The organism is Phenylobacterium sp. (assembly GCF_044358365.1).
GTDB lineage: Bacteria > Pseudomonadota > Alphaproteobacteria > Caulobacterales > Caulobacteraceae > Phenylobacterium.
In genome coordinates this window covers 1-25,243 of sequence record NZ_JBIKNZ010000047.1, presented here as the reverse complement: position 1 = coordinate 25,243, position 25,243 = coordinate 1, and the positions used below count along the sequence as shown (strand labels likewise).

Below are 25,243 nucleotides of genomic sequence, written 5' to 3'. Positions count from 1 at the left end.
ATCATCAAGTGATCGGGAGCGCCGCTGGGCGCTCCGGGTCATCCCCGCGCAGGCGGGGATCCAGACAAGGGCCGCCAGGGGAAACCCCGGCGGCCTTTTCTATCTCAGGTCCGGGGATGGGTCTGGCCCGGCATCCGGCAAAGACCCTTGAAAACCAGCGCCGCCTGCGTCATACGCCTGCGTCCTATCCGACATCGTTGGAGTCTGTTTTTTTAGCCGTCGTCTGCGGACGACGGGTTTCACCCCCGGGCCTGGAATGAGCGGATGAAACGGGGTCGGTAAGGTTGCGAGATAGGAGTGTAGCTCAGCTGGTAGAGCATCGGTCTCCAAAACCGAGGGCCGGGGGTTCGAGTCCCTCCACTCCTGCCACCCTATATATGTGATCTGGAATAACAGGAGCGCGGGCCTTCCGTCGCTCCAGAAGAGAGTTTGAAGCGCCGCATGGCCAGGAAATCGGGAAAAACCCCGCAGGCGATCCGCGAGCGGGCCGCCAAGACCGCCGCCGTCATGGCCTCGCCGTCTGGCGCGGCCGCTGGGGATGCGCGAAAGGGTCCTGGCCTGATCCAGAACCTCAGGAACGCTCCGAAATTCTTCCGCGAGGTTCGCGCCGAAGCCCGCAAAATCACCTGGACCAGCCGCAACGAGACCTGGATCACCTCCATCATGGTGGCGATCATGGTGGTCATGGCGGCGCTGTTCTTCTGGGTCGTCAACACCATCCTGCAGTTCGCCATCACCTGGCTCCTTCGAGTCACGACGGGCGGGTAAGAAAAAAAATGTCCCAAGCCGCAGAAACCGTCGCCCCGCCCAAGGGCAATCCGCACCACAAGTGGTACATCGTCCACGCCTACTCGAACTTCGAGAAGAAGGTGGCCGATAGCATTCGCGAACAGGCGAAGAACCAGGGCCTGGAGGACAATTTCTCCGAGATCCTGGTACCCACGGAAGACGTGGTCGAAATCCGCCGGGGCCGGAAGGTCAATTCCGAGCGCAAGTTCTTCCCTGGCTACGTGCTGGTGAAGATGGAGCTCTCCGACGAGGCCTACCACCTGATCAAGAACACCCCGAAGGTGACGGGCTTTCTCGGCAGCGGATCCAAGCCAATCCCGGTTTCCGACAAGGAAGTCTCACGCATCATCGGCGCGATCGAAGAGGGCGTTGAGCGGCCGAAGCCGACGATTTCCTTCGAGATCGGCGAGACCGTCCGCGTCACCGACGGACCCTTCGCCAGCTTCAACGGCTCGGTCGAACAGGTCGACGAGGAGCGTACGCGCCTGCGGGTCACGGTCTCCATCTTCGGCCGCGCCACCCCGGTGGAGCTCGAGTACAGTCAGGTCGAGAAGGTCGGCTAGCAAAGGGCCCGGACCGCCGTGGCCGAGGATTTCACCGCCACCCGCGCAACCCTGCTGAGCGCTTTCAGAAGCGGACAGGGCGCGACGGAGTTTCTGGCTGCCGACGCCGTGCGGGTGCTGGGCGCCACCTGGCCGACGCCGACCCGGGTCATCGATGTGGCGACCGATGAGCTGCTGGCCGAAGTGCTGCAGAGTTCGCCGGTTTTCCCGGTCTGGCTCGAGCGAATGATGACGGCGGCGCGCCGGAGCCTGCTGTTTTCGGCGCCGAATGAAGCCTTCGCACCGCTCAGGTCGTGGATCGCGATCCAGTGCCACCTCAATGAGCATGCATGGGCAGAGGATGCGACCGAAACTCGACTGGTCGAGATATTGGCCGCCAGCCTCCAGGATCTGACGCCGGAACAGGTGATGTCGCTGGCCTCCTACAGGCCCCTGGCCCGATTGCCCGGCGCTGACAGCCTGCTCGACAAGGGATGGACAGGCCCTGTCGAGAATGTGCTCCGCGAGCAAATCGTCGCAGTTCGGGAAGAACAGGTCATTGCCGACGCCCTTCCGACGCTGACACCGGTAACGGGCGCTGTTTCGGAAGCGGTTCGGTCACAGTATGAAACGCATCCGTATCCCCGGTGGCGGCGCGCGGGTCCGGGGGCCGTTCAGACCCACGTCAATGGCCGCCGGTTTCCGAAGGATCCGACGATCTTCATCGCCGGTTGCGGTACGGGGCGCCAGGCGATCCTGGCGACAATCATGCTGCAGGCCCGGCACACCCTGGCGGTGGATCTCAGCCGCACCAGCCTGGCCTATGCGGTGCGCAAGAGCCGCGAACTGGGCATCGCCGATCGCATCACCTACGCCCAGGCCGATCTTCTCGAGCTTGGCGACAGCGTGGGGCCTTTCGACATCGTCCAGTCAGCCGGCGTGCTGCACCATCTGCACGATCCGTTCGAAGGGGCGCGCAAGGTCTGCAGGCTGGCGAAGCCCGGCGGGTTTGTCGCCCTCGGCCTCTACAGCGCCCGGGCGCGGGAACACCTCAAGCCGGGCAAGGCGCTCGGGAAAACCTACACGCCGGATACCGTGCGCGAATTCCGCCAGGACATCATCGCGCGGCCGCTGAATGACCCGGTGCGGATTCCTGCCGTGGCGTCGCGGGATTTCTACGCCACCAGCGGCTGCCGCGATCTGCTGATGCATGTGCAGGAGCACGAGCTCAACTTCGATGATCTTCGCCGGATGCTGCGCGAGAATGACCTGACCTTCCTGGGTTTCCTTCAGTTTTCATTCCAGGAAATTCGCGACGCCTATCTCGCACGGTTTCCGCACGACCCGCAGGGGTTGGATCTCAACGCGTGGGAAGCGTTTGAGGCGGACAATCCGGCCACCTTCAGACGCATGTACCAGTTCTGGGCGCAGAAGGCCGCATAGCGCCCGGTTGCTCCCTGGCGCCATTGTTGGTAAGAGCGCGCGCTTCGTCGGGCATGTCCAGGCGATTTCAAATCCGTGGGAGGGGGCGGCCACCGTAACCCCGCACCACGGCTCAACCGACCCCCAGGGTCATGAGGAGTAACGATGGCCAAGAAAATCTTGGGCTATATCAAGTTGCAGGTGCCTGCGGGCTCCGCCACCCCTTCGCCGCCCATCGGGCCGGCGCTGGGTCAGCGCGGCGTCAACATCATGGGCTTCTGCAAGGAGTTCAACGCCCGCACTGAAAAGGAAGCCAAGGGAACACCCCTGCCGACCGTGATCACGGTTTATCAGGACAAGTCGTTCACCTTCGTGACCAAGACTCCGCCCGCCAGCTTCTTCATCAAGCAGGCGATGGGTCTGAAATCCGGCTCAAAGCTGCCGGGCCGTGACGTGGTCGGCAAGATCACACGCGCCCAGCTGATCGACATCGCCGAAAAGAAAATGAAGGACCTCAACGCCAATGATGTTGAGTCCGCCGCCAAGATCATCGAGGGCTCCGCGCGCTCGATGGGCCTGCAGATCGTGGAGGCCTGAGCACATGGGCAAGCAAGCCAAACGCACCAAGACCTGGACCGGCGACACCACCGTCGCCCACGCTCTCGACGCCGCCGTCAAGCTGGTGAAGGCCAACGCCAACGCCAAGTTCGACGAGAGCATCGAGATCGCCGTCAATCTGGGCGTTGATCCCCGTCACGCCGACCAGCAGGTCCGTGGCGTGGTCGCGCTGCCGTCCGGCACCGGCCGCGACGTTCGCGTCGCCGTCATCGCCAAGGATGCCAAGGCCGCTGAAGCCACCGCCGCAGGCGCCGACATTGTCGGCGGCGAGGAGCTGGTTGAGCGCATCCAGGGCGGGTTCATGGAATTCGATCGCGTGATCGCCACGCCGGACATGATGGCCCTGGTGGGTCGTCTGGGTAAGGTGCTGGGCCCTCGTGGCATGATGCCGAACCCGCGCGTCGGCACCGTGACTCCCAACGTGGCCCAGGCCGTGAAGGACGCCAAGGGCGGTTCGATCGAGTTCCGTACCGAGAAGACCGGCATCATTCACGCCGGTATCGGCAAGGCCAGCTTCTCCGACGAAGCGCTGCTCATCAACGTCAAGGCGATGATCGATGCGCTGAACAAGGCCAAGCCGTCGGGCGCCAAGGGCACCTACATCAAGAAGGTCAGCCTGTCCTCGACCATGGGACCGGGCTTCAAGGTGGATCAGGCTTCGATCAGCGCTTAAGCGCCGACGAGATCCTGCGACCTGAAGGGGCGACGGCGACGTCGCCCCTTTTTCGTTGCCTTCGCCAAGGATTGAGCGGATAGACGGATATCCGAAGTGATCTAGACGGATAGCCGAAATGCCGTTCCATATCCGCGATCCTGAAACAGACACAAAGGTCCGCGAACTCGCCCGTCGGCGAGGTGTGGGTCTAACGGAAGCCGTGCATCAGGCCGTCGGCGAGGCGCTTGAGCGCGAAGCGGTTACAGAGCCGCTGATCGACAGGGTCCGCGAGATCCAACAACGGATCGCAGCGCGTGGACGCACTGGTCTGGTGGCGGACAAGGCATTTTTTGATTGGTTGTCCGGTGAAGAAGACGAATGATCTTTGTCGATGCTTCGGCCATCTGCGCCATTCTTCTGGGGGAGCCCGAGATGGAGGCATTCACAGCTCGAATTGACGCTGACCCCGAACCCATTACGTCTGCGCTCGCCGTCTACGAAACCGTTCTTGCGGTCGCGCGCGCGGCCGGCGGTAGCGTTGCCGAAGCGCAGCGCGATGTGAATCGATTCCTCGGCGAAGCCCGAATCCGGGTTGTTATGGTCAGCGACCAAGAGGGCGCGACGGCCTTGGGCGCCTTTGATCGCTACGGCAAGGGCCGTCATCCGGCCCGCTTGAACATGGGTGATTGCTTCGCCTACGCCTGCGCAAAGACCCACGGCATCCCGTTGCTCTTCAAAGGCGATGATTTCAGCCAGACCGACATTGCCATCGCCTGAGGCTCAAAGCCCCAGCACCGCCTTTGCCATGATGTTGCGCTGAATTTCGTTGGTGCCGGCATAGATGCTGCCCGCACGGTCCTTGAAGTACTTCGCGGCCACGGTGATGCTGTGGTCGGGTCCTACATGGCCCTGATCGTGCGGAACTGGGTAGCCGGGCACCGCGCCGCCGGGGCGCGCGGCATGGGCCTGATAGAGGGCGCCATAGGCCCCTGAAGCCTCCAGGGCCATTTCGGTCAGCCGCTGGCTGAGTTCGGTGCCCACCGTCTTCATCATCGACGACCGCGCGCCCGGCGCCTCGCCCTGGCTCATGTTGGCCAGAATTTGCAGTTCCACAGCCTCCAGCGCCTCGATCTCGATGGCGAGAGCGTTGAGGCGCGACATGAACCCGGCCACGTCCTCGAAACGGCCGCCGCCGCCGTCCGCCTCCTTCGCCGCCATCGCGCGTGTGCGGCCCAGGCGTGTCTTCAGGCCAGGCGTCGAGACACCGCCGCCACGTTCAAATTCCATGAGATACTTGGCGACCGTCCAGCCTTCGCCGACCTTGCCCACCACATTGGCCTTTGGCACGCGCACATCGGTGAAGAACACGTCGTTCTGGATGTGCTCGCCTGACAGCATCAGGATCGGCCGCACCTCAACGCCAGGCGTCGTCATGTCGATGAGCAGGAAGGTGATGCCCTGCTGGCGGATCGCTTCCTGCGAGGTCCGCACCAGACAGAAGATCCAGTTCGCCTCATTGGCGTGGGTCGTCCACAATTTGTGCCCGTTGCAGACGAAGTGGTCGCCATCCTCCACCGCGCTCATCTGCAGCGACGCGAGGTCTGAACCGGAGCCGGGCTCGGAGTAACCCTGGCACCACAGATGTTCGCCGGTGAGCATGCGCGGAAGGTAGTGAGCCTTCTGCTCGGGTGAGCCGTGGCCGATCAGCACGGGGCCACACATGCCGATCCCCATGGGCGACAGGGGCGGGGCCCCGGCTGCGGCCAGCTCGCTGGCGAATATGTAGCGCTGGGCGGCGGTCCAGCCGCAGCCGCCGTATTCCACGGGCCAGGCTGGCGCAGCCCAGCCGCGGGCATGAAGCTTGGCCTGCCAGGCCATGCAGAGGTCGTGCGGGGCATAGACGCTGGTCATCAGCTGCGACTCCCGTCTCATGTCCGCGGTCAGTTCGGCGTCGAGGAAGGTTCGCACCTCGTCGCGGAACGCCAGATCCGCCGGGCTCCACTGCATCTGCATGGGGACTCTCTCCTGCTTCGTCAGAAGGCTAGACGCCTTGACGCTTCGGCAGTCACGGTCGAGATGGCGCGATGTCCAGGGTCGAACTCGAAGCTATTTCTGCCGCTCGCCGGCCGGCGTTCGACGCCATGTTTCAGCTCTATATCCATGATTTTTCGGAATTCTGGGCCGGGCAGGATCGGGGCGAACTGCCCGAGTCCGGCCGGTTCGACACCTATTCCGAGCTCGATCTCTATTGGACGGAGCCGCATCGCTCAGCCTGGTTCATCCGCGCCGATAGCCATCTGGCCGGGTTCGCCCTGGTCAATAACCACAGCCATTCGGGCCTGCCGGCAGACCATGATGTAGCGGAATTCTTCGTTGTGCGGAAACATCGACGTTCAGGCATAGGCTTCGACGCCGCACGGCAGCTGATTGCAGGCCGTCCGGGTCAGTGGGAGATTGCTGTGGTCCGGGCCAACGTAGCGGCCTTGGGGTTCTGGCGGCGCGTGGCGGGTTCGGTGTCGCCGGAGGCGGATGAGCTGAACCTGGACGATGCGCGCTGGAACGGCGCGATCCTGCGCTTCAAGGTGGCTTAGCGGCCGTCGCACTTGACCGACCGGGCTTGCAGCTTCACTGACCGGAAAAGTCCTTCCGGGAGAACGCCACCATGAAACGCGCCGCCATCGTCTCGCCGATCCGCACGGCTGTCGGAAAATTCCAGGGGGCCCTGTCCAGCATGACCGCCGGTGAGCTGGGCGCGGTCGTGCTGAAGGATCTGGTTGCGCGGACCAAGATCGATCCCGAGCGGATCGACGACGTGATCTTCGCCCAGGGCTACGGTTCGGGCGAGGCGCCCTGCATCGCGCGGTGGTCGGCGCTGGCGGCGGGCCTGCCGATCAGCGTGCCTGGCTATCAGCTGGATCGTCGCTGCGGATCGGGCCTGCAGGCGGTGATCGATGCGGCGATGATGGTCCAGACCGGCGTGGCCGACGTGGTGATCGCCGGCGGCGTCGAGAGCATGAGCAACGTGGAGTACTACACTACCGACATGCGCGGCGGCGCGCGGATGGGCTCGGTGACCATGCATGATCGTCTGACGCGGGGGAGGGTGATGAGCCAGCCTATCGAGCGTTTCGGCGTGATTTCCGGGATGATCGAGACCGCTGACAATCTGGCCCGCGACTATCAGATCAGCCGCGAGGAATGCGACGAGTACGCCGCCATGAGCCACCAGCGCGCGACCGCCGCCTGGGCCGCGGGCAAGTTCGACGACGAACTGGTGCCGGTGTCGGTGAAGCAGAAGAAGGGTGACCCGATCATCTTCGACCGGGACGAGGGCTTCCGGCCGGATGCCACGGCCGAAACGCTGGGGCAACTTCGCGCCATCGAAAAGGGCGGCGTGGTCACTGCCGGTAACGCCAGCCAGCAGAACGATGCGGCGTCGGCCTGCCTCGTTGTCTCGGAAGACAAGTTGGCCGAGCTCAATCTCGATCCTATGGCCTGGTTTGTCAGCTGGGCCGCGGCCGGCTGTGAGCCCTCGCGGATGGGCATCGGGCCGGTGCCCGCGGTAGAGCGGTTGTTCGCCCGCACCGGCATGGGCTGGAACGACATCGACCTGGTGGAACTCAACGAGGCCTTCGCGCCCCAGGTTCTGGCCGTGCTCAAGGGCTGGGGCTGGGACGACCGCGACCGGCTGAACGTCAATGGCTCGGGGATCTCGCTGGGCCATCCCATCGGCGCCACCGGCGGCCGCATCCTGGCCAACCTGCTGCGCGAACTGAAGCGCCGCGACGGCATGTATGGCCTCGAGACCATGTGCATTGGCGGGGGCCAGGGCATCGCTGCGGTGTTTGAGAAAGCCTGAGGCATGGACCTCAAAGCCACTCGCTATGAGGTCGTCGACGGGATCGCCGTCGTTACCCTGGCGCGGCCCAGGCGGCGCAACGCCTGGACCGGGCGGATGCACACCGAGTACCGCTGGATCCTGCGCGAGGCGGACCGCGACCCGGGCGTGCGGGTGATCATTGTAACCGGCGATCCGGAAGGTAACGCCTTCTGCGCCGGGGCCGACCTGCAGGCGTTGGAGGGGCACTCGGCCAAGGGCGGTTACGATGCCGGAACGCCGGAGGATATCGCCGAGCCGGGCTATGGCGTTGACCCCGCCTTCGACGCGACATTTGCCTATCACTTCGGGATCGGTAAACCGGTGATCGCGGCGATCAATGGGGCGGCGGCCGGGATCGGGCTGGTGCTGAGCGCCTTTGCGGACCTGAGGTTCTGCGCGCCCGGCGTGAAGTTCACCGCTGCCCACGGCCGGTTCAACTTTCCGGCCGAGTTCGGGCTCTCGTGGGTGCTGCCCCGGATAATTGGCCTGACCCACGCCAACGATATCCTGCTGTCGAGCCGCGTGTTCACGGCGGAGGAGGCGATGGCGATGGGCTTCCTCAATCGCATCGTGCCTGCGGACCGGTTGATGGACGAGGTGATGGCCTATGCCCGGGCGCTGGCCACGAGCGTCGCGCCGGGCTCGGCGCGGGAAACCAAACGCCAGATCTACCGCGACCTGCACCGCGACGCCGCAAGCGCGGTCCGCGAGGCTGAAGCGCTGCTGACGGCCATGTCGCGCGATCCGGACTACAAGGAGGGCGTGAAGGCCGGGATGGAAAAGCGACCCGCGGCCTGGGTGGGGTAGGGCGCCTTGTCGCCTGACGACCTCTTGGTCCTGCTGGATCGACTGAAACCCGACCTTGATGCGGTCGCCATGCCCTGGACCCTGATCGGCAGCGGGGCGCTGATTCTCCTGGGGCTGCCTCTTGGGGCCGCGAACGATCTCGACATCGTCACCAACGCGGAAGGCGCAGGGCGGTTGAGGACCCTGTGGTCTGGCTGGCTTGGCTCCAAAGGGGACAGGGTCCCTGACGGCCCCTTTCGATCCGATGACTTCGCCCGATACGAGACGCCCTGGGGATCGGTGGAGGTAATGGGCGGTCTCAAGGTGCGCGATGCGCCCCTTGTGATCGGCGCGCGTCATGCCGCCCTGCCCATTCCGACGGCGGCGGAACAACTTCGCATCCTGCAGCTGTTCGGCCGGCCCAAGGACCTGGCCAAGGCCGCGCAGCTTGAGGCGTGGCTTCCGCCGGGTTGAATACCTGGAGCACTTCGTGTAAACGCCGCCGCTTCGTGGATCCCGTGAGGGACCTGCGAGGACGGAAGACCCCAGGGTTTTCCGCTCCTGTCCAAGAACTGTGAAGTCTTCGGGGCCACCGGAGGTCGGAACGTGAGGAAGAGCCCTTCCTCAGTCACAGGGAGACGGGAAGATGACGTTTCGACGGCTGCCCGCACGCGGACAGGCGCGAGGCTGCGGCTTCTCACATCAGGACAGGTTGCCCAACGGCGTACGCAGTCGCGCGTGCGCTGAACCTGAGTATGGAGACCGCAATGGACCGCGCTCAAAAGCAGGAAGCCATCGAGACGCTGAAAGGCGTGTTCAGTGGCGCCGGCGCCGTGGTCGTGACCCACAACATGGGTCTGACCGTTGCGGAAATGACCGATCTGCGGGGTCGCCTTCGTTCCGAAGGCGCCAAGCTGCAGGTGGTGAAGAACACCCTGGCAATCAAGGCGCTGGGCGGCTCGATCGGTGAAGCGGGCGACGCCCTCTTCAGCGGCCCCGTCGCCATCGCCTATGCCTCGGACCCTGTCTCCGCCGCCAAGGTCGCGACCCAGTACGCCAAGGACAACGAGAAGTTCACCGTCATTGGCGGCTTCATGGGTCTACAGGTGCTGGACAAGAGCTCGGTGACGGCACTCGCCACCCTGCCTTCGCTGGACCAACTCCGCGCCAAGCTCATCGGACTGCTGCAAGCGCCTGCGACCAAGATCGCCGGCATCCTGCAGGCTCCGGCGGGCCAACTGGCGCGCGTCATTGGGGCTTACGCCACCAAAGACGCCGCCTGATCGATCATCTTCCCCGACAAAACCTCATCCAAAGGAACATATTAAATGGCCAATCTCGAAAAGCTGGTGGACGACCTCTCCGCCCTGACCGTCCTGGAAGCCGCTGAGCTCTCTAAGCTGCTGGAAGAAAAGTGGGGCGTCTCCGCCGCCGCTCCGGTCGCCGTCGCCGCTGCGCCTGGCGCCGCTGCCCCGGTCGTCGCTGAAGAAGAGCAGACCGAATTCACCGTCATGCTGACCGCCGGCGGCGACAAGAAGATCAACGTGATCAAGGAAGTCCGCGGCGTCCGTCCGGACCTCGGCCTAAAGGAAGCCAAGGACCTGGTCGAAGCGGCTCCGACCCCTGTGAAGGAAAACATTTCCAAGCAGGAAGCCGAAGAAATCAAGAAGAAGCTGGAAGAAGCCGGCGCGACCGTCACCATCAAGTAAGGCGACGGCGCTTGATCAGCGCTTCTGTCGAAGTTGAAGGGGTCGGAGAGCCATCTCCGGCCCCTTTTGCATTCAGCAGGGATCGCCGCAGGTTTTTCACGACAGCTAGATCGCCGCCATCGCCATGTCGACCAAGGCCTCCTCAGGCGCCGTCAGACATGACCGGCGGGCGGTAGGGCGACCGGTTTCGGGCATGCCGTTGACCGCCCACACCAGCGTGCGGCCGTCGCGGATGTTCCAGTATAGCCCTGTCATCCAGCCGTAGGCGTCGCCGGAGTGACCGCGCCAGTCGGGGGAGCCAGCGCCGAAGAAGGCGTCGCCGTCCGGTCCCGACAAACCGGCGGGCGTTTCACAGCCCAGGCCGTAGCTCTTGAAGACGCCCTCGGGTTCACCATTCGGCCGGGACCGGTCAAGCGTCCAGGCGCGGGTCTGCATCAGGTCCAGAACCGCGCCAGGGATCACCTGGCGACCACGCCAGCGTCCACGCGCCGCCATGACGCGGGCCAATCGGTCCATGTCGGCGAGGCTCAGTCGCAGGCCGCCCTGGGGGGAGAACAGAAAGCCGTTCTGTCCGGGGACATAGGTGTCCAGGTCGAGCTCAGCAGCGTCTGACGCCCGAGCTACGGAAAGCCAGGGAGATGGCCGGACATCGCCGTCGACCTGTACGGTCCAGGGACCGTCGAAACGCCTGACGCCGGCTGCGGCCCGTGCGCGGCGCGTATCCGAAACGCCGCTCCAGTTGTAGCCTATGTCCAGGCCAAGGGGCTGGAACAGCACGTGCTGCATGCGTCGATCGAACCGTTCGCCGGTGCGCCGCTCCAGGATCTGGGCCAGCACGGCGAAATTGACATCGGCATAGGCGAACCAGGCGCCGGGCCGATGCGCTGACGCGCCGAACCATCCGCCTGCGTCATACTGGCGCCCGCCCGGAGTCAGCGCTTCGGCCAGTGGGCGGCCGAACGGAACCGGGTAGGATGGGCCGTTGCGAAGACCACTGGTGTGGCCAAGCAGCATGCGCGGGGTGATGGCGACATCAGGCCAGTTTGGGTGGCGCAGCCGAAATTCCAGCAGGGCCGAGGCATCGGTGTCGAGGTCGAGGCCAGTCTTCAGGGCCTGGTCCAGAAAGACCGTTGTCGCGATCATCTTCGAGACCGACGCCACGCGGAACGGCTGGTTGACGTCGAAGGGTCTGGAGCCGGCGGCGCTGTAGGCGCGGCCCGCCGCCAGCCGCAGCGCCAGCTGGCCGCCGCCGTGTCTCGCGATCACGCCCGCGCTGGCCATGGGCGGGCCGGAAGCCGGTTGGAGCACGGCGGCCATGTCAGGTCGGCTCGCGCGGGCGCCCGCGGTTGTCGCCAAGGCAGCGAGCGCTGTGAACAATGTGCGGCGGTCAGGTTGGGCGGGCATTGAGAGTGTGTGCGAAAGCGAGTCCGGTCGCGCCGGAGTTTCTTTGCGGTAGGGGCTTCCCAAGCGTTCTCAAACCCCTTATCTGGGCGGTCCCACGAAAATTCTCCGATTCCCGTGTCGCACAGGCTGTGCGCTTCGAGAGCCGGTCTTCGTGCGTGAATGCCCCGAGGCACGGCCAGTTACCCTCAGGCCGAGCGAGGGGGCGCTCCCGACGAAACGGGGAGCTTCCAGCGTCCGGCCTCCCGTACGGGAGGACCGAGGGTGGACGCAGGATAAAGACATAACGACGCCGGGACTCCGTGTTCCGCGTCCTCAAGGGAATAACATGGCGCAGTCCTTCACCGGCAAAAAGCGGATTCGGCATTCCTTCGGTCGCATCCCCGAAGCCGTCCAGATGCCGAACCTCATCGAGGTTCAGCGGTCGTCCTATGAGCAGTTCCTGCAGCGCGAGACCCGCGCGCCGAACCGCAAGGAAGAGGGCGTTGAAGCCGTCTTCAAGTCAGTGTTCCCGATCAAGGATTTCAACGAGCGCGCCGTGCTCGAGTATGTCACGTACGAGTTCGAAGAACCCAAGTACGACGTAGAGGAATGCGTCCAGCGCGACATGACCTATGCCGCGCCGTTGAAGGTGAAGCTGCGCCTCATCGTGTTCGAAACCGACGAGGAAACCGGCGCCCGTTCCGTCAAGGACATCAAGGAGCAGGACGTCTACATGGGCGATATCCCGCTCATGACGGAGAAAGGCACCTTCATCGTCAACGGAACCCAGCGCGTCATCGTCTCGCAGATGCACCGCTCACCGGGCGTGTTCTTCGACCACGACAAGGGCAAGACCCACGCCTCGGGCAAGCTGCTATTCGCCGCCCGGGTGATCCCGTATCGCGGTTCCTGGCTCGACTTCGAGTTCGACGCGAAGGACATCGTCTACGTCCGCATCGACCGCCGCCGCAAACTGCCGGCCACCACCTTCCTGATGGCGTTGGGCATGGACGGGGAGGAAATCCTCTCCACCTTCTACAAGACCGTCGCCTACGTGAAGAAGACCGGCGGCTGGTCCACGGCCTATCTGCCCGAGCGCTGGAGGGGCGTGAAGCCCGACTTCCCGCTGATCGACGACGCGACGGGCGAAGAGATCGCGCCGGCCGGCACCAAGATCTCGGCGCGCAACGCCAAGAAGTTCGCTGACGCGGGCCTGAAGACCCTGCTGCTGCCGCCGGAGGCCCTGAACGGCCGCTACCTGGCGCGAGATCTGGTCAACACTGAAACCGGCGAAATCTACGCCGAGGCCGGAGATGAGCTGGACGTCGAACTGCTGGCCTCGCTGGAGGCCCAGGGCTTCGTGAACATGGACGTCCTCGATATCGACGACGTGACCATCGGCTCCTACATCCGCAACACCCTGCGCGTGGACAAGAACACCATCCGTGAGGATGCCCTTTTCGACGTCTATCGCGTGATGCGTCCCGGCGAGCCGCCGACGGTGGAAGCCGCTGAGGCCATGTTCAAGAGCCTGTTTTTCGATGGCGAGCGGTACGACCTGTCCTCGGTCGGGCGCGTGAAGATGAACATGCGTCTGGAGCTCGATTGCCCGGATGACATGCGCATCCTGCGCAAGGAAGACGTGATCGAGGTGCTGCGCACCCTGGTCGGCCTTCGTGATGGCCGCGGCGAAATTGACGACATCGACAACCTCGGCAATCGCCGGGTGCGTTCGGTGGGCGAATTGCTGGAAAACCAGTATCGCGTCGGCCTGCTGCGGATGGAACGCGCTATCAAGGAGCGCATGAGCTCGGTCGATATCGACACGGTCATGCCGCACGACCTGATCAACGCCAAGCCGGCCGCGGCCGCCGTGCGCGAGTTCTTCGGCTCGTCACAGCTGTCTCAGTTCATGGACCAGACCAACCCGCTGTCGGAAATCACCCACAAGCGCCGCCTCTCGGCGCTTGGCCCGGGTGGTCTGACCCGCGAGCGCGCCGGCTTCGAAGTCCGCGACGTGCACCCGACCCACTATGGCCGGATCTGCCCGATCGAGACGCCGGAAGGCCCGAACATCGGCCTGATCAACGCCCTTGCCACCCACGCGGTGGTCAACAAGTACGGCTTCATCGAGAGCCCCTACCGCCGCATCAAGGACGGCAAGACGACCGAGGAAGTCGTCTACATGTCGGCCATGGAAGAGGCGAAGCACGTCATCGCCCAGGCCAACATCAAGCTGAAGGATGGCGTCATCGTCGATGATCTGGTCCCCGGACGGATCAACGGCGAACCCGGCCTGCTGCCGCGCGATCAGGTCGACCTGATGGACGTGTCGCCGAAGCAGGTCGTGTCAGTCGCCGCCTCGCTGATCCCGTTCCTTGAAAACGACGACGCCAACCGAGCCCTCATGGGCTCGAACATGCAGAAGCAGGCTGTGCCGCTCATCCAGTCGGATGCGCCGCTGGTCGGCACGGGCATGGAGAGCATCGTGGCCGTGGATTCCGGCGCCGCCGTGGTGGCCCGTCGTCCCGGTATCGTCGAGCAGATCGACGGCACCCGCATCGTGGTCCGGGCGACGGAAGAGAACGACCCCACCAAGCCGGGCGTCGATATCTATCGCCTGCAGAAGTTCCAGCGCTCCAACACCTCGACCTGCATCAATCAGCGTCCGCTGGTGCGCGTGGGCGACGTGATCCAGGCCGGTGATGTGATCGCTGACGGTCCTTCGACGGACCTCGGCGAGCTGGCGCTGGGCCGCAACGCCCTCGTCGCGTTCATGCCCTGGAACGGCTACAACTTCGAGGACTCGATCCTGATCTCCGAGCGGATCGTGCGCGATGACGTCTTCACCTCGATCCACATCGAGGAGTTCGAGGTCATGGCCCGCGACACCAAGCTGGGTCCGGAAGAAATCACCCGCGACATTCCCAATGTCGGCGAGGAAGCGCTCCGCAACCTCGACGAAGCGGGCATCGTGGCCATCGGCGCCGAAATCCAGCCGGGCGATATCCTGGTCGGCAAGGTGACGCCGAAGGGCGAAAGCCCGATGACCCCGGAAGAGAAGCTGCTGCGCGCCATCTTCGGCGAAAAGGCGTCCGACGTTCGCGACACCTCGCTGCGGCTGCCCCCGGGCGTCACCGGCACGGTCGTTGAAGTGCGCGTGTTCAACCGTCACGGCGTCGACAAGGATGAACGCGCCCTGTCGATCGAACGGGCCGAAATCGACCGCCTGGGCAAGGACCGCGACGACGAGTTCGCGATCCTGAACCGCAACATGCAGGGCCGTCTGCGCCAGCTGCTGGTGGGCAAGAACGCCGTCTCGGGTCCCAAGGGCCTGGGTCGCGGCGAAATCTCGCTGGAGAAGCTGGAAGAAGTTTCGTCCGGCCTCTGGTGGCAGATCGCCCTCGACGACGACAAGGCGATGACCGAACTGGAAGCGCTGCGCCTCCAGTTCGACGAAGCTCGCAAGCGCCTCGATCGCCGCTTCGAAGACAAGGTCGACAAGCTGCAGCGCGGCGATGAGCTGCCGCCCGGCGTGATGAAGATGGTCAAGGTGTTCGTGGCGGTGAAGCGCAAGCTGCAGCCGGGCGACAAGATGGCCGGTCGTCACGGCAACAAGGGGGTTATCTCCAAGATCCTGCCGATCGAGGACATGCCCTACCTTGAGGACGGCACGAGCGTGGACATCGTTCTGAACCCGTTGGGCGTGCCCTCGCGGATGAACGTCGGTCAGATTTTCGAGACCCACCTGGGTTGGGCGGCCGCCGGCCTTGGCAAGCAGGTCGCAGCCCTTCTGGAGGCCTGGCAACAGGGTGGCCAGAAGCAGGCGCTCATCGATCATCTGCTCAGCATCTACGGGCCCGATCAGGAACTTCCGGACACGGAAGAGGAACTTGTCGAGCTGGCACGCAACCTGTCGAAGGGGATTCCGTTCGCCACCCCGGTGTTCGACGGCGCCCACATCGACGACATCGAGAACCTGCTGGAAAAGGCGGGCCTCGCGCGCTCGGGTCAATCGTACCTGTACGACGGCCAGTCGGGTGAGCAGTTCAAGCGCCCGGTTACGGTCGGCTACATCTACATGCTGAAGCTGCACCACCTGGTGGACGACAAGATCCACGCCCGTTCGATCGGTCCCTACAGCCTGGTCACCCAGCAGCCGCTGGGCGGCAAGGCCCAGTTCGGCGGACAGCGCTTCGGGGAAATGGAGGTCTGGGCTCTGGAAGCCTATGGCGCTGCCTACACCCTGCAGGAGATGCTGACGGTGAAGTCGGACGACGTGGCCGGCCGGACCAAGGTCTACGAAAGCATCGTCCGTGGCGACGACACCTTCGAGGCCGGGATCCCGGAAAGCTTCAACGTTCTGGTCAAGGAAATGCGTTCCCTGGGCCTGAACGTCGAACTCGAAAACAACTGAGGCCTGACCTCGCCCCTGCCGGCAACGGCAGGGGCGCCCACGCCGCCCTCAGTTTCGAACCCAATTTTGGCGGGACGCTTCCCGCAGAAGGAACAAGATGAACCAGGAAGTCCTGAACATCTTCAATCCGGTCCAGGCCGCTCCGACCTTCGACCGCATTCGTATCGCGCTGGCCTCGCCGGAAAAGATCCGGTCGTGGTCGTTTGGCGAGATCAAGAAGCCTGAAACGATCAATTACCGGACGTTCAAGCCTGAACGTGACGGCTTGTTCTGCGCGCGGATCTTTGGTCCGACGAAGGACTACGAGTGCCTCTGCGGCAAGTACAAGCGCATGAAGTACAAGGGCATTATCTGCGAAAAGTGCGGCGTTGAGGTCACCCTGGCCCGCGTCCGGCGCGAGCGCATGGGCCACATCGAACTGGCCAGTCCCGTCGCCCACATCTGGTTCCTAAAGTCTCTGCCCAGCCGCATCGCCATGATGCTGGACATGCCGCTGAAGGACATCGAGCGGGTCCTCTACTTCGAGAACTACATCGTCACCGAGCCGGGCCTGACCCCGCTGAAGCAGCATCAGCTTCTCTCCGAAGACGACTTCCTGCGGTTCCAGGAAGAATTCGGCGACGACAGCTTCACCGCCGAGATCGGCGCCGAGGCGATCCAGGGCCTGCTCAAGGGTATTGATCTGCTGCTGGTGGCCGAACAGCTGCGCGAGGATCTAAAGACCACGACCTCGGAGATGAAGCTCAAGAAGCTCTCCAAGCGTTTGAAGATCATGGAAAGCTTCACCGAGAGCGGCAACAAGCCCGAGTGGATGGTGCTGTCCGTGGTGCCGGTGATCCCGCCGGAACTGCGCCCGCTGGTGCCGCTGGATGGTGGTCGTTTCGCCACGTCCGATCTCAACGACCTCTATCGCCGGGTCATCAACCGTAACAACCGCCTGAAGCGCCTGATCGAGCTGCGCGCGCCGGACATCATCATCCGCAACGAAAAGCGGATGCTGCAGGAATCGGTCGACGCCCTGTTCGACAACGGCCGTCGCGGCCGGGTGATCACGGGCGCCAACAAGCGTCCGCTGAAGTCACTGGCCGACATGCTGAAGGGTAAGCAGGGGCGCTTCCGCCAGAATCTGCTGGGCAAGCGCGTGGACTACTCCGGCCGGTCGGTCATCGTGGTGGGTCCCGAGCTGAAGCTGCACGAGTGCGGCCTGCCGAAGAAGATGGCGCTCGAACTCTTCAAGCCGTTCATCTACGCGCGCCTTGACGCCAAGGGCCTCTCGGGCACCGTTAAGCAGTCCAAGCGAATGGTGGAACGCGAGCAGCCGGCGGTCTGGGACATCCTGGACGAGGTGATCCGCGAACACCCGGTGCTGCTGAACCGCGCGCCGACCCTGCACCGTCTGGGAATCCAGGCGTTCGAGCCCAAGCTCATCGAGGGCAAGGCGATCCAGCTTCACCCGCTGGTCTGCGCCGCCTTCAACGCCGACTTCGATGGCGACCAGATGGCCGTCCACGTCCCGCTGAGCCTTGAAGCCCAGCTGGAAGCGCGCGTGCTGATGATGAGCACGAACAACATCCTGTCGCCCGCCAATGGTCGCCCGATCATCGTGCCGTCGCAGGATATCGTGCTGGGTCTCTATTACCTGTCGCTGGTCAAGGACGCTGAGCCTGGCGAGGGCAAGGCGTTCAGCGACATGGCCGAACTGGAACAGGCGCTGGATGCTGGCGTGGTCTCGCTCCACTCCAAGATCCGCGCCCGTCACTCGGAAATGGATGCTGACGGCAATCTGGTCCGCAAGGTCATCGAGACCTCGCCGGGCCGGATGAAGATCGCCGCCCTGTTCCCGCACCACCCTGCGGTGGGCCACAGGCTGCTGGAAAAGAACCTCACCAAGAAGGAAATCGCCAACCTGATTGACACGGTCTATCGGCACTGCGGTCAGAAGGCGACGGTCATCTTCGCCGACCAGATCATGGCGCTGGGCTTCCGTGAGGCGGCCAAGGCCGGCATTTCCTTCGGCAAGGACGACATCGTCATCCCGGCCCGCAAGGCCCCGATCGTCGCCGAGACCCGCAAGCTGGTCGAGGAATACGAGCAGCAGTATGCCGATGGCCTGATCACCAAGGGCGAGAAGTATAACAAGGTGGTCGACGCCTGGGCCAAGGCGACCGATCGCGTCGCCGACGAGATGATGGCCGAGGTTTCGTCTGCGCCCATCGGCGCCGATGGTCGCCAGGGCGAGATCAACTCGATCTTCATGATGAGCAACTCCGGCGCCCGCGGTTCGCAGGCCCAGATGAAGCAGCTCGGCGGGATGCGCGGCCTGATGGCCAAGCCCTCCGGCGAGATCATCGAGACGCCGATCATCTCGAACTTCAAGGAAGGCCTCACCGTTCAGGAGTACTTCAACTCCACCCACGGCGCCCGCAAGGGCCTGGCTGACACCGCGCTGAAGACCGCCAACTCGGGCTATCTGACGCGGCGTCTGGTGGACGTGGCGCAGGACTGCATCATCACCGAGGAAGACTGCGGCACCACCCGGGGCATCACGCTCCGCGCCGTCGTCGAGGGCGGTGACGTGCTGGTCTCGCTGGGTCAACGCGTTCTGGGTCGTTTCGCGGCCGAGGATATCAAGGATCCGGGCACCAACGACGTTATCGTTCCCGCCGACAGCTATCTCGACGAGAACATGTGCGACGTGATCGAGGCCGCTGGCGTTCAGTCGGTCAAGATCCGCTCGGTCCTGACCTGCGAGACCAAGGTCGGCGTCTGCGGCGCCTGCTACGGCCGCGATCTGGCCCGCGGCACCCCGGTCAACATCGGTGAAGCGGTCGGCGTCATTGCCGCCCAGTCCATCGGCGAGCCCGGCACCCAGCTGACGATGCGGACCTTCCACATCGGCGGCACCGCCCAGGTTGCCGAGCAGTCGTTCTTCGAAACCGCCAACGACGGCGTGGCGAAGATCGCCGGCGGCAACACGGTTATCGCGCCGGATGGTTCGCTGATCTCGATGAGCCGGAACCTGACCCTTACCGTTCAGGTCGAGGGCAAGGACCGCGAGTCCTACAAGGTGCCTTACGGCGCCCGCCTGCAGGTCAAGGACGGCGAAAAGGTCAAGCGCGGTCAGCGTCTGGCCGGCTGGGACCCCTATACCACGCCGATCATCACGGAAGTGGGCGGCAAGGTCCGCTTCGAGGACCTGGTCGAGAACTTCTCGTTCCGCGAAGAGGCCGACGAGGCCACCGGTATCTCGAACCGCGTGGTTATCGACTGGCGCGCATCGTCCAAGGGTTCGGACCTGCGTCCGGCCATGTCGGTGCTGGGCGATGACGGCGCCTACAAGCGTCTGTCGAACGGTGGTGAAGCGCGTTACCTGCTCCCGGTCGGGGCCATTCTCTCCATCGCCGACGGCGATGTGGTGAAGCCCGGCGAGATCATGGCGCGGATCCCCACAGAAAGCGCCAAGACCCGCGACATCACCGGCGGTCTGCCGCGGGTGGCCGAGCTGTTCGAAGCCCGTCGTCCGAAGGATTGCGCCGTCATCGCCGAAATGGATGGCCGCGTCGAATTCGGCAAGGATTACAAGAACAAGCGCCGTATCAAGATCACCCCGGAAGACGGTGGCGAAGCGGTCGAGTTCCTGATCCCCAAGGGCAAGCATATCGCCGTCCACGATGGCGACGTGATCCGCAAGGGCGAGTACATCATCGACGGCAACCCGGACCCGCACGACATCCTGCGGATCCTGGGCATCGAAGCCCTGGCCGAGTTCCTCGTGAACGAGATCCAGGAGGTCTATCGTCTGCAAGGCGTGCCGATCAATGACAAGCACATCGAGACGATCGTCCGCCAGATGCTGCAGAAGGTCGAAATCCTCGAGCCGGGCGACACTGGCCTGCTCAAGGGCGATCACCTGGACAAGCAGGAAGTCGAAGACGAAAGCGCCAAGGCGGAGATCCGTGGCGGTCGTACGGCGCTGACCCAGCCCGTCCTGCTCGGCATCACCAAGGCGTCGCTGCAGACCCGCAGCTTCATCTCCGCCGCCTCCTTCCAGGAGACGACGCGCGTTCTGACCGAGGCGGCTGTCCAGGGCAAGAGCGACACGCTCGAAGGCCTGAAGGAGAACGTGATCGTGGGTCGTCTGATCCCCGCGGGCACCGGCGCCTATCTGCGCAACCTGCAGCGCATCGCCGCCAAGCGCGACGAGGCGCTCACCGCCAGCCGCGAGGAAGCCATGGAGCCTCTGCCCCTGGAAATCGCGACTGCGGCCGAGGTCGAGACCGTCGAGGGCTGAGGCCTGATCGATCTGTGAGTGTTGTGGAGCGGCCCGGGTGCTATCCTGGGCCGTTCTGCGTTTACGGCGGTCCAGCTTGCGCGCCTCTTGGAATCTCCGTGCCGCACCCCAGATGAGGCAGGAACCTGGAGCCCAAACCCATGCCGCTGTTGCTATGCCCCAACTGCAACGCCTCGATGCAGAATGTGAGCCGATCCGGCGTCGAGATCGATATGTGCTCCCAATGCCGGGGCGTCTGGCTGGATCGGGGCGAGCTGGAAAAGCTGCTGGATGGCGCCAGACAGGAGCGCGCGAGCCAGCAGGAGGACCGGCAGAGGTTCGAGCGTGAGGTCGGCGACTTCCACCGAGATCCCGACGACTGGAAGCGTCGCCATCCGCCTGTACAGGGGCGGCCCGGCTACAAGTACGACGACGACTACGATTATAAGAAGCGGAAGAAGCGCTTCGACATCTTCGATATCTTTGATTGAGGCTGCGGCCTCAGAACGGGATCTTGAGCGGTTCTGCACCGAGATCTTGTGATGAGGCGCCTATTCCAATGTTCGAAACGCCCTCGGGCGGGCTGCGCTGGGCGTCCCAGCCAGCGCCCGCAGGAACCGGGACTGGTGGGCCAGGCAGGCCCCGCTTGTAGCGGAAGGCAGCCTCGCGACGGGCGGCGGCGCGCGCGAGGTCGTCGAGTTTGCTGCGGGCGAGCCCCAGACCCTGGAATTCGGCGTCCCGGGCGCCTGCTGCAAATCGATCCTCGCAAGCCTCGCGTTCGGCGCGCGACAATCCGAGGGCGGCGGCGTTGGCGCATCCAACCCGGCCGCGCAAGGCGGCCCGCGCGTTGAGCGTCAGCGCGTCCGCGGGTGGCGGCGTGGGCGTGACGCTGGGGCCGGTCGCGGGGGCAGGGCGGGGGGCCTCGTCCCGGGGTATGATCAACGGTCTGACGTCGGAGGTCTCATCGACAAACCGCTGCGGTCGCCGATGCAGACGGATCTGCGTGGGTTTGGCGCCGGCTGTCGCCCGGGTTGGGGGCAGGCGGGGTACGATCAGGATCGGAATGATCGCCTCAGGCGGGCCTGATTGCGCAGGCGGCGCGATCAGGCGGGGCGAATGCAGGGCGACAAGCGTCAGCACCAGAACGTGGGCCGCCCCCGACGCGCTGGCGATCGCAAAGTTACGGCTTCGACCCGCCCTGGACATGATGGCGTTTGGCCCCCTTCAAGCTAAGCTATATGCAGTAGGCGGCGGGGCGGCGAATTGATGGCCGTCTTCGCCCGATTTCCGCCTTGACCCGGCAATTGACGGGAGGGCGCTTCCCGACTATGTAGCGCGCTCTTTCGAGGTCGGGGATTCTTCCCGGACCCGATGAGCCGCTTCCCGCCGGAACGCCGAACAGGTGCGCCGGCGAGTTTTTGCGTTTCATGGGGTGGCCTCGAAGACACGACCACAATGACCCCAACTGAGGCGCCACGGCCAAACGGCACACGCCTCCACGTAAGCGAGACTAGATGCCGACAGTTAACCAGCTCATCCGCAAGCCCAGGCAGAACAAGCCCGTGCGCAACAAGGTGCCGGCCCTCAAGGGTTGTCCCCAGCGCCGCGGCGTTTGCACCCGCGTCTATACGACGACCCCGAAGAAGCCCAACTCCGCGCTTCGTAAGGTCGCCAAGGTGCGTCTGACCACCGGCATCGAAGCGGTGTGCTACATCCCCGGCGAAGGTCACAATCTTCAGGAGCACTCGGTGGTCCTGATCCGCGGCGGCCGGGTGAAGGACCTTCCCGGCGTTCGCTATCACATCCTGCGTGGCGTGCTCGATACGCAAGGGGTCAAGGACCGCAAGCAGCGCCGGTCGCACTACGGCGCCAAGCGTCCTAAGTAAGGAAATCAGAGATGTCCCGTCGCCGTCGCGCAGACAAACGCGTTGTTCTCCCGGACCCGAAGTTCGGAGATCTCGTTGTCACCAAGTTCATGAACTATGTGATGTATGAAGGTAAGAAGGCCGTCGCAGAGACGATCGTCTATGGCGCCTTCGATATCCTGGAGACCCGCCGCAAGGACCTGGGTCCGCTGGAAACCTTCCACACCGCGCTCGACAATGTGGCTCCGGCCATCGAGGTGCGCTCGCGCCGCGTCGGCGGCGCCACCTATCAGGTGCCGGTCGAGGTTCGTCCCGAGCGCCGTCGCGCGCTGGCCATCCGCTGGCTGATCAGCGCTGCGCGCAAGCGTGGTGAGAACACCATGACCGAAAAGCTGGCCGGCGAGTTGCTGGATGCGTCTTCCAACCGCGGTTCTGCCGTAAAGAAGCGCGAAGACACCCACAAGATGGCCGAAGCCAATCGGGCCTTCTCGCACTACCGCTGGTAAGCCCGAATTTACTGAGCTTTCCGGCGCGGGCGGTTTGAGATAAACCGCCCGCGCCGTTCGTTCAGCCCCTTTAGAACAGCCCTTTTCCAAGAGCGTCACCGATGGCCCGCGCGCACAAAATCGAAGACTACCGCAACTTCGGAATCATGGCCCACATCGATGCGGGCAAGACGACGACGACCGAGCGGATTCTGTACTACACCGGCAAGAGCCACAAAATCGGCGAGGTCCACGACGGGGCCGCGACGATGGACTGGATGGAGCAGGAGCAGGAGCGCGGGATCACGATCACGTCGGCTGCGACGACCGCCATCTGGAACGGTCACCGGCTGAACATCATCGACACCCCCGGCCACGTGGACTTCACGATTGAAGTCGAACGCTCCCTGCGCGTTCTCGACGGCGCCGTCGCCGTTCTGGACGGCAACCAGGGCGTCGAGCCCCAGACCGAAACGGTCTGGCGCCAGGCAGACCGCTACAACGTTCCCCGCATCGTGTTCGTCAACAAGATGGACAAGATCGGCGCCGACTTCCAGATGTGCCTCAAGACCATCCGCGAGCGGCTGGGCGTCAAGGCCGTGCCGATCCAGCTGCCGATCGGTTCCGAGACCAACCTGAAGGGGATCGTTGACCTGGTTCGCATGAAGGCGGTTGTCTGGGACAGCGAAGGCCTGGGCGCCAACTATCACGACGAAGACATTCCCGCCGACATGAAGGACGCTTGCGACGAGGCGCGTCACTACATGATCGAGAACGCCGTCGAACTCGATGACGAAGCGATGGAAGCTTACTTGAGCGGTGAGGAGCCCTCGGTCGAGGTCCTGAAGAAGTGCCTGCGCAAGGCCGTTCTGACCGGCGTCTTCTATCCGATCCTGGCCGGCTCGGCCTTCAAGAACAAGGGCGTGCAGCCGCTGCTGGACGCGGTTGTCGACTATCTGCCCTCGCCGAAGGATATCCCCCCGACACCGGGCCTGGACTTCCGTACGGAAGAGCCGGTGGTCCGTGAGGCTTCTGATGAGGCCCCGCTTTCGGTGCTGGCGTTCAAGATCATGGACGACCCCTTCGTGGGCTCGCTCACCTTCTGCCGCATCTACTCGGGCAAGCTCGAGACCGGCATGGGCCTGCTGAACTCCACCCGCGACAAGAAGGAGCGCGTCGGCCGCATGCTGCTGATGCACTCCAATAACCGCGAGGACATCAAGGAAGCCCACGCTGGTGATATCGTCGCACTGGCCGGCCTGAAGGACACCCGCACCGGTGACACCCTGTGCGATCCCAACAAGTCGCCGGTTATCCTGGAAAAGATGAATTTCCCCGAGCCGGTAATCGAGATCGCGATCGAGCCGAAGTCCAAGGCTGACCAGGAAAAGCTGGGCGTGGCCCTGGCGAAGATGGTGGCTGAGGATCCCTCCTTCACCGTCCACACCGACCAGGAGTCGGGCCAGACGCGCCTGAAGGGCATGGGCGAGCTTCACCTGGACATCAAGGTCGACATCCTGAAGCGTACCTACAAGGTGGAAGCCAATATCGGCGCACCGCAGGTGGCCTACCGCGAGAGCCTCGGCAAGCCGACCGACATCGACTACACGCACAAGAAGCAGACCGGCGGTACGGGCCAGTTCGCCCGCGTGAAGATCAAGTTCGAGCCGGGCGAAGCCGGCACCGGCTTCGTCTTCGAGAACACCACGGTGGGCGGCTCGGTGCCGAAGGAATATGTCCCCGGCGTGCAGAAGGGCATCGAGTCGGCCAAGGAAAACGGCCTGCTGGCCGGCTTCCCGGTGATCGACTTCAAGGCCACGCTGTATGACGGAAACTACCACGACGTGGACTCCTCGGTTCTGGCCTTCGAAATCGCCGCCCGCGCCGCCTTCCGTGAGCTGCGTGAGCGCGGTTCGCCGAAGCTGCTCGAGCCGATCATGAAGGTCGAGGTTCTGACCCCCGACGAGTACATGGGCGACGTGATCGGCGACCTGAACTCACGGCGCGGCCAGATCCAGGGTACAGAAACCAAGGGCAACGCCCAAGTGGTCACGGCGTTTGTGCCGCTGGCCAATATGTTCGGCTACATCAATACGCTGCGCTCGTTCTCACAGGGCCGCGCTTCGTTTACGATGCAGTACGACCACTACGATCCGGTGCCGCAAGTCGTCGCCGACGAAGTGATCAAGAAATACGCCTAGCGTTTTTCGTCCGAAAAACGCCAACCAGGAGTTTGAATGATTTCTTCGGAGATCGTTCGGCCCCAACCCTAGTTTAGAGGACAAGCCCGGACAGGGCTGGAGCTTGAAATGGCCAAAGAGAAATTCGAACGTACCAAGCCGCATTGCAACATTGGAACGATTGGTCACGTTGACCATGGGAAGACGACGTTGACGGCGGCGATTACGATGACGCTGGCGAA

The 25,243-nt window shown here is 64.1% G+C and carries 23 protein-coding genes and 1 tRNA gene; 21 read left to right on the top strand and 3 right to left on the bottom strand.

Going from position 1 to position 25,243, the window contains the following annotated elements:
* Nucleotides 1-293: 293 nt before the first annotated feature.
* The 8 genes from ACIQ3B_RS12790 to ACIQ3B_RS12755 all read left to right on the top strand — a co-directional run bounded on the left by ACIQ3B_RS12790 (nucleotide 294) and on the right by ACIQ3B_RS12755 (nucleotide 4,803).
* A tRNA-Trp gene (locus ACIQ3B_RS12790) sits at nucleotides 294-369 on the top strand.
* Nucleotides 370-441: 72 nt separating this feature from the next.
* Nucleotides 442-768, top strand: coding sequence for a preprotein translocase subunit SecE (secE, locus tag ACIQ3B_RS12785; protein ID WP_397403141.1), 327 nt, complete (start codon nucleotides 442-444; stop codon nucleotides 766-768).
* 8 nt (nucleotides 769-776) lie between these two features.
* Nucleotides 777-1,352 carry a transcription termination/antitermination protein NusG gene (gene nusG / locus ACIQ3B_RS12780; protein WP_397403139.1) on the top strand — a complete coding sequence of 192 codons (576 nt, stop codon included), beginning with the start codon at nucleotides 777-779 and terminating at the stop codon, nucleotides 1,350-1,352.
* A gap of 18 nt (nucleotides 1,353-1,370) precedes the next feature.
* Nucleotides 1,371-2,774, top strand: coding sequence for a class I SAM-dependent methyltransferase (locus ACIQ3B_RS12775; protein WP_397403137.1), 1,404 nt, complete (start codon nucleotides 1,371-1,373; stop codon nucleotides 2,772-2,774).
* Nucleotides 2,775-2,918: 144 nt separating this feature from the next.
* Nucleotides 2,919-3,350 (top strand): 50S ribosomal protein L11, encoded by a 432-nt coding sequence (rplK, locus tag ACIQ3B_RS12770; RefSeq protein WP_397403135.1) that lies wholly within the window; start codon nucleotides 2,919-2,921, stop codon nucleotides 3,348-3,350.
* 4 nt (nucleotides 3,351-3,354) lie between these two features.
* Nucleotides 3,355-4,044, top strand: coding sequence for a 50S ribosomal protein L1 (rplA, locus tag ACIQ3B_RS12765; protein WP_397403133.1), 690 nt, complete (start codon nucleotides 3,355-3,357; stop codon nucleotides 4,042-4,044).
* 118 nt (nucleotides 4,045-4,162) lie between these two features.
* Nucleotides 4,163-4,408: a type II toxin-antitoxin system VapB family antitoxin gene (locus tag ACIQ3B_RS12760; RefSeq protein ID WP_397403131.1), complete on the top strand. Its 246-nt coding sequence runs from the start codon at nucleotides 4,163-4,165 to the stop codon at nucleotides 4,406-4,408.
* On the top strand, nucleotides 4,405-4,803 hold the full coding sequence (locus tag ACIQ3B_RS12755) for a type II toxin-antitoxin system VapC family toxin (protein WP_397403129.1): 399 nt from the start codon (nucleotides 4,405-4,407) through the stop codon (nucleotides 4,801-4,803). The genes ACIQ3B_RS12760 and ACIQ3B_RS12755 overlap by 4 nt, the downstream gene beginning before the upstream one ends.
* A gap of 3 nt (nucleotides 4,804-4,806) precedes the next feature.
* On the opposite strand, the gene ACIQ3B_RS12750 is transcribed toward ACIQ3B_RS12755, so the two are convergent.
* On the bottom strand, nucleotides 4,807-6,039 hold the full coding sequence (locus ACIQ3B_RS12750) for an acyl-CoA dehydrogenase family protein (protein WP_397403127.1): 1,233 nt from the start codon (nucleotides 6,037-6,039) through the stop codon (nucleotides 4,807-4,809).
* 71 nt (nucleotides 6,040-6,110) lie between these two features.
* Between ACIQ3B_RS12750 and ACIQ3B_RS12745 the strand changes: the two genes are divergently transcribed.
* From ACIQ3B_RS12745 to rplL, 6 genes are all read left to right on the top strand, one after another.
* Entirely contained in the window at nucleotides 6,111-6,617 is a 507-nt protein-coding gene (locus tag ACIQ3B_RS12745; protein WP_397403125.1) for a GNAT family N-acetyltransferase, read from the top strand.
* A 71-nt stretch (nucleotides 6,618-6,688) separates the two neighbouring features.
* Nucleotides 6,689-7,885 carry an acetyl-CoA C-acetyltransferase gene (locus ACIQ3B_RS12740; protein WP_397403123.1) on the top strand — a complete coding sequence of 399 codons (1,197 nt, stop codon included), beginning with the start codon at nucleotides 6,689-6,691 and terminating at the stop codon, nucleotides 7,883-7,885.
* Nucleotides 7,886-7,888: 3 nt separating this feature from the next.
* Entirely contained in the window at nucleotides 7,889-8,713 is an 825-nt protein-coding gene (locus ACIQ3B_RS12735; protein ID WP_397403121.1) for an enoyl-CoA hydratase-related protein, read from the top strand.
* A 6-nt stretch (nucleotides 8,714-8,719) separates the two neighbouring features.
* Complete coding sequence (locus ACIQ3B_RS12730; RefSeq protein ID WP_397403119.1) at nucleotides 8,720-9,166, top strand: hypothetical protein; 447 nt, start codon at nucleotides 8,720-8,722, stop codon at nucleotides 9,164-9,166.
* Nucleotides 9,167-9,459: 293 nt separating this feature from the next.
* The gene (rplJ, locus tag ACIQ3B_RS12725; protein ID WP_397403117.1) at nucleotides 9,460-9,975 is read left to right on the top strand and encodes a 50S ribosomal protein L10; all 516 of its coding nucleotides are present in this window, start codon (nucleotides 9,460-9,462) and stop codon (nucleotides 9,973-9,975) included.
* A 45-nt stretch (nucleotides 9,976-10,020) separates the two neighbouring features.
* Complete coding sequence (rplL, locus tag ACIQ3B_RS12720) at nucleotides 10,021-10,401, top strand: 50S ribosomal protein L7/L12 (protein WP_397403115.1); 381 nt, start codon at nucleotides 10,021-10,023, stop codon at nucleotides 10,399-10,401.
* 105 nt (nucleotides 10,402-10,506) lie between these two features.
* Here the strand turns inward: rplL and ACIQ3B_RS12715 are convergent, their stop codons facing one another.
* Nucleotides 10,507-11,718, bottom strand: coding sequence for a serine hydrolase domain-containing protein (locus ACIQ3B_RS12715; RefSeq protein ID WP_397403113.1), 1,212 nt, complete (start codon nucleotides 11,716-11,718; stop codon nucleotides 10,507-10,509).
* A gap of 412 nt (nucleotides 11,719-12,130) precedes the next feature.
* Here ACIQ3B_RS12715 and rpoB point away from each other — a divergent pair, with 412 nt between their 5' ends.
* The 3 genes from rpoB (at nucleotide 12,131) to ACIQ3B_RS12700 (ending at nucleotide 20,962) form a co-directional block, all read left to right on the top strand.
* On the top strand, nucleotides 12,131-16,201 hold the full coding sequence (gene rpoB / locus ACIQ3B_RS12710; RefSeq protein WP_397403111.1) for a DNA-directed RNA polymerase subunit beta: 4,071 nt from the start codon (nucleotides 12,131-12,133) through the stop codon (nucleotides 16,199-16,201).
* Between the two features lie 97 nt (nucleotides 16,202-16,298).
* The gene (rpoC, locus tag ACIQ3B_RS12705) at nucleotides 16,299-20,492 is read left to right on the top strand and encodes a DNA-directed RNA polymerase subunit beta' (protein WP_397403109.1); all 4,194 of its coding nucleotides are present in this window, start codon (nucleotides 16,299-16,301) and stop codon (nucleotides 20,490-20,492) included.
* Nucleotides 20,493-20,632: 140 nt separating this feature from the next.
* Complete coding sequence (locus ACIQ3B_RS12700) at nucleotides 20,633-20,962, top strand: zf-TFIIB domain-containing protein (RefSeq protein ID WP_397403107.1); 330 nt, start codon at nucleotides 20,633-20,635, stop codon at nucleotides 20,960-20,962.
* Between the two features lie 10 nt (nucleotides 20,963-20,972).
* Here ACIQ3B_RS12700 and ACIQ3B_RS12695 read toward each other — a convergent pair whose 3' ends face one another.
* Nucleotides 20,973-21,677, bottom strand: a complete 705-nt coding sequence (locus ACIQ3B_RS12695; protein ID WP_397403105.1) for a hypothetical protein — start codon at nucleotides 21,675-21,677, stop codon at nucleotides 20,973-20,975.
* 308 nt (nucleotides 21,678-21,985) lie between these two features.
* On the opposite strand from ACIQ3B_RS12695, the gene rpsL reads away from it, so the two are divergent.
* The 4 genes from rpsL to ACIQ3B_RS12675 all read left to right on the top strand — a co-directional run.
* Nucleotides 21,986-22,357 (top strand): 30S ribosomal protein S12, encoded by a 372-nt coding sequence (gene rpsL / locus ACIQ3B_RS12690; protein WP_397403103.1) that lies wholly within the window; start codon nucleotides 21,986-21,988, stop codon nucleotides 22,355-22,357.
* 11 nt (nucleotides 22,358-22,368) lie between these two features.
* Nucleotides 22,369-22,842, top strand: a complete 474-nt coding sequence (rpsG, locus tag ACIQ3B_RS12685) for a 30S ribosomal protein S7 (RefSeq protein WP_397403101.1) — start codon at nucleotides 22,369-22,371, stop codon at nucleotides 22,840-22,842.
* 101 nt (nucleotides 22,843-22,943) lie between these two features.
* Complete coding sequence (gene fusA / locus ACIQ3B_RS12680; RefSeq protein ID WP_397403099.1) at nucleotides 22,944-25,022, top strand: elongation factor G; 2,079 nt, start codon at nucleotides 22,944-22,946, stop codon at nucleotides 25,020-25,022.
* A gap of 108 nt (nucleotides 25,023-25,130) precedes the next feature.
* On the top strand, nucleotides 25,131-25,243 hold a 113-nt coding region (locus tag ACIQ3B_RS12675; protein ID WP_137803585.1), incomplete at its 3' end, for a GTP-binding protein.

Excerpts from the sequence above, each read along its gene's own strand:
- ACIQ3B_RS12750 (WP_397403127.1), bottom strand. The coding sequence starts at position 6,039 with ATGCAGATGCAGTGGAGCCCGGCGGATCTGGCGTTCCGCGACGAGGTG.
- ACIQ3B_RS12745 (WP_397403125.1), top strand. The coding sequence starts at position 6,111 with ATGTCCAGGGTCGAACTCGAAGCTATTTCTGCCGCTCGCCGGCCGGCG.
- ACIQ3B_RS12700 (WP_397403107.1), top strand. The coding sequence starts at position 20,633 with ATGCCGCTGTTGCTATGCCCCAACTGCAACGCCTCGATGCAGAATGTG.
- rplL (WP_397403115.1), top strand. The coding sequence starts at position 10,021 with ATGGCCAATCTCGAAAAGCTGGTGGACGACCTCTCCGCCCTGACCGTC.
- rpsL (WP_397403103.1), top strand. The coding sequence starts at position 21,986 with ATGCCGACAGTTAACCAGCTCATCCGCAAGCCCAGGCAGAACAAGCCC.
- ACIQ3B_RS12740 (WP_397403123.1), top strand. The coding sequence starts at position 6,689 with ATGAAACGCGCCGCCATCGTCTCGCCGATCCGCACGGCTGTCGGAAAA.
- ACIQ3B_RS12760 (WP_397403131.1), top strand. The coding sequence starts at position 4,163 with ATGCCGTTCCATATCCGCGATCCTGAAACAGACACAAAGGTCCGCGAA.
- rplJ (WP_397403117.1), top strand. The coding sequence starts at position 9,460 with ATGGACCGCGCTCAAAAGCAGGAAGCCATCGAGACGCTGAAAGGCGTG.
- rplK (WP_397403135.1), top strand. The coding sequence starts at position 2,919 with ATGGCCAAGAAAATCTTGGGCTATATCAAGTTGCAGGTGCCTGCGGGC.
- rpoB (WP_397403111.1), top strand. The coding sequence starts at position 12,131 with ATGGCGCAGTCCTTCACCGGCAAAAAGCGGATTCGGCATTCCTTCGGT.
- secE (WP_397403141.1), top strand. The coding sequence starts at position 442 with ATGGCCAGGAAATCGGGAAAAACCCCGCAGGCGATCCGCGAGCGGGCC.
- rplA (WP_397403133.1), top strand. The coding sequence starts at position 3,355 with ATGGGCAAGCAAGCCAAACGCACCAAGACCTGGACCGGCGACACCACC.
- fusA (WP_397403099.1), top strand. The coding sequence starts at position 22,944 with ATGGCCCGCGCGCACAAAATCGAAGACTACCGCAACTTCGGAATCATG.
- ACIQ3B_RS12695 (WP_397403105.1), bottom strand. The coding sequence starts at position 21,677 with ATGTCCAGGGCGGGTCGAAGCCGTAACTTTGCGATCGCCAGCGCGTCG.
- rpoC (WP_397403109.1), top strand. The coding sequence starts at position 16,299 with ATGAACCAGGAAGTCCTGAACATCTTCAATCCGGTCCAGGCCGCTCCG.
- nusG (WP_397403139.1), top strand. The coding sequence starts at position 777 with ATGTCCCAAGCCGCAGAAACCGTCGCCCCGCCCAAGGGCAATCCGCAC.
- rpsG (WP_397403101.1), top strand. The coding sequence starts at position 22,369 with ATGTCCCGTCGCCGTCGCGCAGACAAACGCGTTGTTCTCCCGGACCCG.
- ACIQ3B_RS12735 (WP_397403121.1), top strand. The coding sequence starts at position 7,889 with ATGGACCTCAAAGCCACTCGCTATGAGGTCGTCGACGGGATCGCCGTC.
- ACIQ3B_RS12755 (WP_397403129.1), top strand. The coding sequence starts at position 4,405 with ATGATCTTTGTCGATGCTTCGGCCATCTGCGCCATTCTTCTGGGGGAG.
- ACIQ3B_RS12715 (WP_397403113.1), bottom strand. The coding sequence starts at position 11,718 with ATGGCCGCCGTGCTCCAACCGGCTTCCGGCCCGCCCATGGCCAGCGCG.